Source organism: Streptomyces prasinopilosus (genome assembly GCF_001419695.1).
Lineage (GTDB): Bacteria > Actinomycetota > Actinomycetes > Streptomycetales > Streptomycetaceae > Streptomyces > Streptomyces prasinopilosus.
This window is the reverse complement of the sequence record NZ_LIRG01000326.1, coordinates 26,362-36,055: the sequence shown is the minus strand read 5'-3', so window position 1 is coordinate 36,055 and position 9,694 is coordinate 26,362. Positions and strand designations below refer to the sequence as shown.

Annotated in this window: 6 protein-coding genes; 4 read left to right on the top strand and 2 right to left on the bottom strand. The window is 73.7% G+C overall.

The window, feature by feature from the left end:
* Window positions 1-789 (bottom strand): ion transporter (locus AOK18_RS14700; RefSeq protein WP_055694644.1); only part of this gene is annotated, 789 nt, incomplete at its 3' end.
* 178 nt (window positions 790-967) lie between these two features.
* On the opposite strand from AOK18_RS14700, the gene AOK18_RS14695 reads away from it, so the two are divergent.
* The 3 genes from AOK18_RS14695 (at window position 968) to AOK18_RS14685 (ending at window position 7,459) form a co-directional block, all read left to right on the top strand.
* Entirely contained in the window at window positions 968-2,077 is a 1,110-nt protein-coding gene (locus AOK18_RS14695; RefSeq protein WP_055694643.1) for a hypothetical protein, read from the top strand.
* 48 nt (window positions 2,078-2,125) lie between these two features.
* The gene (locus tag AOK18_RS14690) at window positions 2,126-2,902 is read left to right on the top strand and encodes a TIGR03936 family radical SAM-associated protein (RefSeq protein ID WP_055694642.1); all 777 of its coding nucleotides are present in this window, start codon (window positions 2,126-2,128) and stop codon (window positions 2,900-2,902) included.
* A 261-nt stretch (window positions 2,903-3,163) separates the two neighbouring features.
* Window positions 3,164-7,459: an Rne/Rng family ribonuclease gene (locus AOK18_RS14685; protein ID WP_055694641.1), complete on the top strand. Its 4,296-nt coding sequence runs from the start codon at window positions 3,164-3,166 to the stop codon at window positions 7,457-7,459.
* A gap of 120 nt (window positions 7,460-7,579) precedes the next feature.
* On the opposite strand, the gene AOK18_RS14680 is transcribed toward AOK18_RS14685, so the two are convergent.
* Window positions 7,580-7,993, bottom strand: coding sequence for a Fur family transcriptional regulator (locus tag AOK18_RS14680; protein WP_055570731.1), 414 nt, complete (start codon window positions 7,991-7,993; stop codon window positions 7,580-7,582).
* Window positions 7,994-8,180: 187 nt separating this feature from the next.
* Between AOK18_RS14680 and AOK18_RS14675 the strand changes: the two genes are divergently transcribed.
* Complete coding sequence (locus tag AOK18_RS14675; RefSeq protein ID WP_055694640.1) at window positions 8,181-9,644, top strand: catalase; 1,464 nt, start codon at window positions 8,181-8,183, stop codon at window positions 9,642-9,644.
* Window positions 9,645-9,694 lie beyond the last annotated feature (50 nt).

Genomic DNA, 9,694 nt, shown 5'->3' with positions numbered 1-9,694 from the left:
GGCGGACGGGGCGTCAGGGGCGGGGGACTGCTCGCGTTCCAGCTCGCGGGCCTCCTCCAGGGAGCTGATGACGACTCCGATGAGGACGTTGACCAGCACGAACGAGGCGATCAGCACGTAGGAGGCGTAGTAGACGATGCTCCAGCGGGACACCTCCAGGCCCGCGTGGACCGCGTCCCCGAGGCCGTCCAGGGTCATCAGCAGGAAGAGGGTGAGGGCGGCGCGGCCGAGTGAGCCGTACTGGCCCGGGTTCGCCTCGCCGAAGAAGACCCAGCCGACCATGGCGTAGACGTACAGCAGGAGCGTGCCCACCAGCAGGAAGCTGACGGTGCCGGGCAGGCTGCGGGCCACCGCCACGATGACGATGCGCAGTTGGGGCAGGAAGCGGGCGGTGCGCAGGACGCGGGCCAGGCGCAGGAGCCGCAGGACGGTGGTGTTCTCGCGGACGAGGGGCAGGAACGCGCAGGCGACGACGGCCAGGTCGAAGAGGTTCCAGGGATCGCGGAAGAAGTCGCGGGGGCGGTCGGCGTGGGCGCAGGCGCGTACGGCTATCTCGACGGTGAAGGCGGCGAGGCAGAGGTGTTCGGCGAGGTGTAATCCGTGGCGCCACTCGCGGGCGAGTCCGCTGTAGGTCTCGGCCCCGAGCAGGGCCGCGTTGACGATGATGAGGGTGAAGACGGACAGGGCGAACCAGCGGGCCTCGGTGAGGGCGCGGGCTCTTCGCGCCAGGACGTGGCGCAGGGGCCGGCGCCGGGGCGCGGCGCCCGTGGGGGCAGGGTGGTCGTTCATCGTGCTGTATCTGCTCCTTCGGGCCGCGCGCCATGCCCGCGGTGCGGGTGAGCCGGTGGGTTCGCGCGGCGGTGACACTCCGGAGCTGATTTCTACAGCATTGTAGATTTGAGGGTGTCCGGGCCAGCGGGGGCGGTACCGGTGCATCCGAACGGCTCGCCGGGGCGTCCTTCCCTCCATGGACCTGGAGAAGCCGGACGCCGGGAGAACGACACCGTCCGCGCGGCGGCAGCCGGAGCCGGCGGGCGAGGGGTGCCTGACCGTGGCGGTCCGCCTGCCGGTGCGCGTCGTCGTGTTCCTCGTGGTCCTGCCGGCGCGGCTGGCGTGGGACGCGTGCGCCGCCGCCGCGCGGTGGCTGGAGCGCGCCGTGCTCCAGCCGCTCGGACGGGCGCTGCTGTGGGCCGGGCACGCGCTCCTCGTGCAGCCGTCGGCGGGACTGTGGCGGTACGTCCTCGTGCCGCTCGGCCGGGCGCTCGCACGGCTCGGGAACCTGCTGGTCGTCGTGCCCGCCGCAGGGCTGTACCGGCACGTGCTCGTGCCGTTCGGGCACGCGCTGGTGTGGCTGTACGCGCGCGTGCTGACGCCCCTCGGGCACGGGGTGGCGTGGGTGGTGCGGGGGATCGCGGCCGTCTGCGCCGCGATCGGGCTCGGGGTGTTCGCGGTCCTCTCCCGGCTCGCGCGGTACCTGGTCGTGGTGCCCTGCGCCTGGCTGTACCGGTGGGTGCTCACGCCGCTCGGACGCGCCGTCGCCCGGTGCGCCCGGGGGCTGGCGTGGCTGGCGGGCGTGCTCGTCACCGGCGTCGGCACGGGGCTGTACTGGATCACCCGGATCCTGTGCGTGCTGCCCCTGCTCGCCGTGTGGCGCTGGGTCCTGGTGCCGGCCGGGCGGGTGTTCGCCGTCGTCGCGCGGGAGACCCGGGACGCCCTCGGGCACGCCTGGCGGGTCGCCGGGTACGTCTCGCTCGCGGTGGGGCGCTTCCTGGCGGCCCTCTTCCGGTGGGTCGTCGTGGAACCGGCGCGCCGGGTGTACACGCGTGTCCTGACGCCGGTGGGGCATACGGTGCGGGACGCGGTCCTGCGGCCGGCCGCGGCGGCGGCGCGTGCCGCGGGAGGGGCCGTCCGGCAGTCCCTCGCCTCCGCACGCCTGACGCTGCGGCAGGCCCGTGCCGACCTCCGCCGGGCACTCGCCGGGGAACGGGGGCCGGCACGGGACGGGAACCTACGGGAACCTATCGGCGGTGACACGCGTACTCTTGGTAGCAGTACGACCGCACTCACGAAGGACTGAACGACACTGGGCAAGCGACAGCCCGAAGGCCCGCCGCCCGCACCCGCGGTGCAGCGCATCCGACTGCGTTACACCAAGCGCGGCCGCCTCCGGTTCACCAGCCACCGTGACTTCCAGCGTGCCTTCGAGCGCGCGCTGCGCCGCGCCGAGGTGCCGATGGCGTACTCGGCGGGGTTCACGCCGCATCCGAAGGTCTCATACGCCAATGCCGCACCCACCGGCACGGGCAGTGAGGCGGAGTACCTCGAGATCGCGCTCACCCAAAAGCGCGACCCGGAACTGCTCAGGACGCTCCTCGACGAGTCGCTGCCCACCGGCCTCGACATCGTGGAGGCGGCCGAGGCCCGCACCTCGGGGCTCGCCGACCGGCTCACGGCCTCGGTGTGGGAGCTGCGGCTGGACGGTGTCGGCGCCGAGGAGGCCCGCCGAGCGGTGGACGCCTTCAACGCGGCGGAAACCGTCGAGGTGCAGCGCCGGACCAAGAACGGCGTCCGTACCTTCGACACCCGTTCCGCGGTCGTGGAACTGGAGAGCGTGGAAACACCCTCATCACCGGCCGATAGGCCGAGCGGCCGGCCCTGTGCGATACTGCGGCTGGTTGTTCGGCACGTGACGCCTGCCGTTCGACCCGACGACGTCCTGTCCGGTCTCCGCGCCGTGGCCGATCTGGCGCCGCCGGTCCCCGCAGCGGTGACCAGGCTGGCGCAGGGGCTGCTCGATGAAGAGACCGGCACGGTGACCGACCCGCTTGCGCCCGACCGCGAGGCAGCAGCGACCGAGCCCCATCCGGCCGGCCCCACTGCCACCGCGACGGTGCCCGCGTAAGGAAGGTTCCGCGTAGGGACGGACGTCGTAGCGCCGCCCTCGTACCTCGGGAGCCACCTGGGTCGGGCAGCGCACCCACCACAAGACTTTCGCCAGGCCGTGCGCATTCGGTGTACGGAACCGGCGAGACAGGACACAGAGAGTTCCCGTGCGGCGCCCGCGCCCCGGACGGCGGTAACCGCGCTTCGCGCGCACCGCGGACGTCACCGGCATCGCCGGACCGGGTGCGGCGCCCGGGAGCCTGACGGGAGAAACCCCCGCATGCTCGAACCGACCGAGCCCACAGAGGGCTCCGAACAGAACAGCCCCAGCGACACCCTGCCGCCGCGCCGCCGGCGCCGGGCCGCTTCCCGCCCCGCCGGCCCGCCCGCGACGGCCTCCGGCACGGCGGACGCGACGACCGCTCCGGCCATACCGGCCGCCGGGCCCGCAGAGCCGCTCGACGGCACCGACGAACCCGCGGCCGCGCAGGACACCGGGGCCGAAACGGCCGCGGCGCCCGAGCCGGCGCCGGCCGCCGCGGACGACGCCGCTCCGCGCAGGCGCCGTCGCGTGGTGCGCCGCCCCGCCTCGTCCGCGGGCGAGCCCGAGACGGCGAGCGCCGCAGAGACCGTCGTAGCGGCGACCGAGCCCCAGGCCGCTCCGGCGGCCGAGTCCGCCGAGTCCGCCGAGCCCGCCGAGTCCGCCGCGGACGCCGCGCCAGCCGGGGAAGCGGCTCCGCCGCGGGCGCGCCGTCGCGCCACGCGCCGCGTGACCTCGCCGACGACGGCCGTCTCCGAGGCCGCCGTCTCCGAGGCCGCCGTCCCCGAGACCGCCGGAGCGGACCGGAGCGCCGCGAGTGCCGAGAGCACCGTGGCCGCCGCCCCCGCGGAGGCCGTCCCGGCGGACACCGCCCCGGCGGACACCGCCCCGGCGGACACCGCCGGTGCCGACGCCGCCGACGACGCGGCTCCCCGCCGCACCCGGCGTCGCGCCTCGCGCCGTGTCTCCGCCCCCGCGACCGCCGAGACGGCGCAGGCCGGTCAGGCCGCTCCGTCCGCCGAGACCGCCGCCTCCCCCGCCGAGGAGGCGAAGGCTCCCGTGAGCGAGACCACCGCAGAGACCCCGAAGACCCCCGAGGCCCCCGCGGCCTCCGAGGCGTCCGCGGAGGACGCCGCTCCGCGCCGCCGACGCCGCGCGGTCCGCAAGGCCGCCGCCGGATTCGCCGAGCCCGCCCGGCCCGCCGCGGGTGCGGCCGCGGCCGCCGGGGCCGGGACGACGAGGCGTCCCGCACGTCCCGCGGTCGCCGTCTTCCAGGCCCCCGTGTTCACCGAGCCCCAGTTCCAGACCCCGGAGCGGGCCGCCGCCGAAGCGGCCGCCGAGGCCGCCGGCGCGGTGGAGCCCGAGGAGCCGGAGGAGATCGAGGAGCTCCCGGAGGAGCAGCCCGTCGCCTCCCGCCGCCGGCGCCGCCGCCGGGGCGCCGCCGACGAGACCGAGGCGGCACCGGCCGCCCAGGCCGCTTCCGGCACCCGTGCCGAGCCCGCCCTCGAGGCCCGCGCCGAGGACGGGACGGACGCCGACGCCGACGTCGACGAGCAGGCCGAGGACCACGCGGACGACGACCAGGACGAGAACGAGGGCCCCGGCTCCCGCCGTCGCCGCCGCCGGGGCGGCCGTCGCCGTCGCCGCGGCGAGTCCGCCGAGACCGACGCCGAGGGCGACGAGTCCGAGGACGACGCCGAGCACGACACCGAGGACACCGAGGACACCGCCGACGGATCCGCCGACGACGCGGACGACACCGACGAGTCGGCCGAGGACGGTGACGACACGGGCGGCACGGGCGGCTCCAGCAGCAGCCGGCGCCGTCGTCGCCGGCGTCGCCGGGCCGGGGACGGCGGCGGCGAGGCCGAGGCCTCCGGCGACGACCCCGAGCGCACCGTCGTCAAGGTGCGTGAGCCGCGCAAGGCCGCCGAGCCGTCGGACGAGGTGCAGTCCATCAAGGGCTCCACGCGCCTGGAGGCGAAGAAGCAGCGCCGCCGGGAAGGCCGCGAGCAGGGCCGCCGACGCGTCCCGATCATCACCGAGGCCGAGTTCCTGGCCCGCCGCGAGGCCGTCGAGCGCGTCATGGTGGTCCGGCAGTACGGCGACCGCACGCAGATCGGCGTCCTGGAGGACGGCGTGCTCGTCGAGCACTACGTCAACAAGGAGCAGGCCACCTCGTACGTCGGCAACGTGTACCTGGGCAAGGTGCAGAACGTGCTGCCGTCGATGGAGGCCGCCTTCATCGACATCGGCAAGGGCCGCAACGCCGTGCTCTACGCCGGCGAGGTCAACTTCGAGGCGCTGGGCATGGCCAACGGCCCGCGCCGGATCGAGGCCGCGCTGAAGTCCGGCCAGCCGGTCCTCACCCAGGTGACGAAGGACCCGATCGGGCACAAGGGCGCCCGTCTGACCAGCCAGGTCTCCCTCCCGGGCCGCTACCTCGTGTACGTCCCCGAGGGCTCGATGACCGGCATCAGCCGCAAGCTCCCCGACACCGAGCGGGCCCGGCTGAAGACCATCCTCAAGAAGATCGTCCCCGAGGACGCGGGCGTCATCGTGCGCACCGCCGCCGAGGGCGCGAGCGAGGACGAGCTGCGCCGTGACGTCGAGCGGCTGCAGGCGCAGTGGGAGGAGATCAAGAAGAAGTCCAGGAACGGCGGCTCGAACGCGCCGACGCTGCTGTACGGCGAGCCGGACATGACCGTCCGGGTCGTGCGGGACATCTTCAACGAGGACTTCTCCAAGGTCATCGTCAGCGGCGACGAGGCATGGGAGACCATCCACGGCTACGTCGCGCACGTCGCGCCCGACCTGGCCGGCCGGCTGCAGAGGTGGACCAGCGAGGTCGACGTCTTCGCCACGTACCGGATCGACGAGCAGCTCGCCAAGGCGCTCGACCGCAAGGTCTGGCTGCCCAGCGGCGGTTCGCTGGTGATCGACCGGACCGAGGCGATGATCGTCATCGACGTCAACACCGGCAAGTTCACCGGTCAGGGCGGCAACCTCGAGGAGACCGTCACCAGGAACAACCTGGAGGCGGCCGAGGAGATCGTGCGCCAGCTGCGGCTGCGCGACCTCGGCGGCATCATCGTCATCGACTTCATCGACATGGTCCTGGAGTCGAACCGGGACCTGGTGCTGCGGCGCCTGCTCGAGTGCCTGGGCCGGGACCGCACGAAGCACCAGGTCGCCGAGGTGACCTCGCTGGGCCTGGTGCAGATGACCCGCAAGCGGGTCGGCCAGGGCCTGCTGGAGTCGTTCTCGGAGACCTGCGTCCACTGCAACGGGCGCGGCGTCATCGTCCACCTGGACCAGCCCACCTCCGTCGGAGGCGGCGGCAAGCGCAGGAAGCGCGCGCGGGCCGGGGCCGAGCACGTCCACGAGCACGAGGCCGACCTCGTCACGACGGCGGAGCAGGAGGCGGAAGCGGAGTCGGAGCCGGAGACGGCGGCCGAGGTCGCCGCCGAAACTGCCGAACCGGTCGCGCTGCCGGCCCCCGAGTACACCCCCGACGAGGAGCTGTACAGCAGCGCCGCCGAGGCGGAGGCCGCGGCCACCCGCGGACGCACCCGCCGCCGGACGAGCCGGAGGGCCTCGGCCCCGGCGGGCACGCCGAGGCGCGAGGAGCGCCGTCGCGAGCCGGCCGCCGCCGAGACCGCGGGCGCGGTCATCGCCGAGGAGCCGACGGCCCAGGTGCCGACGGCCCAGGACACGACGGCCGCTCAGGAGGCCGCGCGTCCGGTGCAGCCGGAGCCGGCCGCCGAGGCGCACGCCGCACCGGCCGCCGCGGAGGACCCGGTCGTCGAGGCACCCGCCGAAGCCCCTGCCGGGGCACCCGCCGCCGGGACGGCCGCTCCCGCGGGCCGCACGCGTCGCCGGGCCACCCGCAAGGCGTCCGCGCCGGCCGGTTCCCCGGCGGGTGCGGAGGCCGCGGTGATGACCGTTGCGGAGACCGCCCCCGCGGCCGCTCCGTCGGAGCCCGTGCAGGCCCCCGAGCCGGTGGCGGAGGAGTCCCCGGCCGAGGCGCCCGAGGCGGCGGCCGGGACCGCCGCGCCGCCGCGCCCGCGCCGCCGCGCGGTGCGCAAGCCGACCGTGTCCACCGCGTCCGAGGAGGCGGCCGTCGTGGTCGTCCCGTCGGCCACGGCGGACCGGGAGGGCCCGGCCGACGGGACGCCGGAGGCCGCCACCGAGGCGCCCGCCGCCACCGAGGCGGAGGCGGTCGAGGAGGCCGCCGAGGAGACGGCTCCGGTCAAGAAGGCCGCCCGCGCGACCGCCAAGAAGGCCACGGCGAAGAAGGCCGCCACGAAGAAGACGACGACGGCCAAGGAGACCGCCGCCAAGACGACCGCTGCCAAGACGACGGCCGCCAAGAAGACCGCCGCCAAGAAGGCGACGGCCAAGAAGGCGACCGCCAAGACGACGACGGCCAAGAAGGCGACCGCCAAGACGACGGCGAAGAAGACGACGGCGAAGAAGACCGCGGCGGCGGCCCAGCAGCCGTCGCCCTCGGTCACGGCGTCGACGGAGGACTGATCGGGACCCGCCCGACGCGGCGGTACGCGAAGGGGCGCGGACACCGGGAACACCCGGTGTCCGCGCCCCTTCGCTTCTCCCCCGGGACGGGCCCGGGGGGCCGCCGGGCCGCACCCGGCGTCACACCGCGCAGTCCGGACAGATCCCGCGGTATGTCAGCTCGACGCCGGAGACCGTGTACCCGAAGCGTTCCGACTCCGGGAGGGCCGAGAGGGCGTCGCCCGTCGGGTGCACGTCGCGGATCGTTCCGCAGCGGTCGCAGAGCAGGTGGTGATGGGGACGGCGCGCGTTCGGGTCGTAGCGCGTGGCGCGGTGGTCGGTCGAGACCTCGAGGAGCTCGCCCAGGGACACCAGTTCGCCCAGGGTGTTGTAGACCGTCGCCCGGGAGATCTCGGGCAGCCGCTCCGTCGCCCGCGCGTGCACCTCGTCGGCGGTCAGGTGGATATGGTCTCCGGCGAGGACCTCGGCGACGACACGCCGCTGCGCGGTCAGACGCCAGCCACGCTCCCGAAGCCTCTTCAAGAGATCACTCATGCGCGTCACCCTAACCAGCGATGGAACCCAGCTCAAGAACAGGTATGGTTCTGAAAGTCGCCTTGACTTAGACCTTGTCCAATGTAGGGTATCCGGCGAGGGCCGCGAAGCGGCTTGCGCGGATGCTCGGACGGCCAGGAACGCAGGCCTTGATCCCAGCGAAGAACCACTCACCGAGGAGCGAGCTTTGACCGAGAACAACCAGAAGCCGTTGACGACGGCCGCCGGCGCGCCGGTCGCCAACAACCAGGACTCCCTGACGGCCGGTCCGCGCGGTCCGATGCTCCTGCAGGACGTGTGGTTCCTGGAGAAGCTCGCGCACTTCGACCGTGAGGTCATCCCGGAGCGCCGGATGCACGCCAAGGGCTCGGGCGCCTTCGGTACGTTCACGGTGACCCACGACATCACCCGCTACACGAGCGCGAACATCTTCTCCGAGGTCGGCAAGAAGACCGAGATGTTCGCCCGGTTCTCCACCGTCGCGGGTGAGCGCGGCGCGGCCGACGCCGAGCGCGACATCCGCGGCTTCGCCCTGAAGTTCTACACGGACGAGGGCAACTGGGACCTGGTCGGGAACAACACCCCGGTCTTCTTCTTCCGCGACCCGCTGCGCTTCCCGGACCTCAACCGCGCGGTGAAGCGCGACCCGCGCACCAACCTCCGCGACGCCGAGAACAACTGGGACTTCTGGACCAACCTCCCCGAGGCCCTGCACCAGATCACCATCGTCATGTCCGACCGCGGCATCCCCGCCTCGTACCGGCACATGCACGGCTTCGGCTCGCACACCTACAGCCTGATCAACGCCGAGGGCGAGCGGTTCTGGGTCAAGTTCCACCACCGCACCCAGCAGGGCATCAAGAACCTCACCGACGCCGAGGCCGAGGCCCTGGTCGGCAAGGACCGCGAGTCCCACCAGCGCGACCTCTACGAGGCGATCGAGAACGGCGACTTCCCGAAGTGGAAGCTGTTCATCCAGGTCATGCCGGAGGCCGACGCGGAGAACTACCGCTTCCACCCCTTCGACCTCACCAAGGTCTGGTCGAAGAAGGACTACCCGCTGATCGAGGTCGGCGAGTGGGAGCTCAACCGCAACCCCGCGAACTACTTCGCGGACGTCGAGCAGGCCGCCTTCACCCCGGCCAACGTGGTGCCGGGCATCAGCTACTCGCCCGACAGGATGCTGCAGGGCCGTCTCTTCTCCTACGGCGACGCCCAGCGCTACCGCCTCGGTGTGAATCACCACCAGATCCCCGTCAACGCCGCCAAGAACCCGGTGAACACCTACCACCGCGACGGCGCCATGCGGGTCGACGGCAACCAGGGGTCCACCCCGGGCATCGAGCCCAACTCCTACGGCCGCTGGCCCGACCAGCCGACCTACCGCGAGCCGAGCCAGGCCGTGGGCGCCGTCGCCGACCGGTTCAACTTCCGTGAGGACGACGACAACTACTTCGAGCAGCCCGGCAACCTGTTCCGCCTGATGACCGCCGAGCAGCAGCAGGCCCTCTTCGAGAACACCGCGCGCGCCATCAACGGCGCGTCGGAGCAGACCGTCGCGCGCCACATCGCCAACTGCACCAAGGCCGACCCGGCCTACGGCGAGGGCGTCCGCAAGGCGATCGAGGCCCTGGCCGCCGGCAGCCTCTGATCCCGGCCGCTCGAAGGAGCGGGCAGGAGATCCCGCACCGTGCCCGGCGC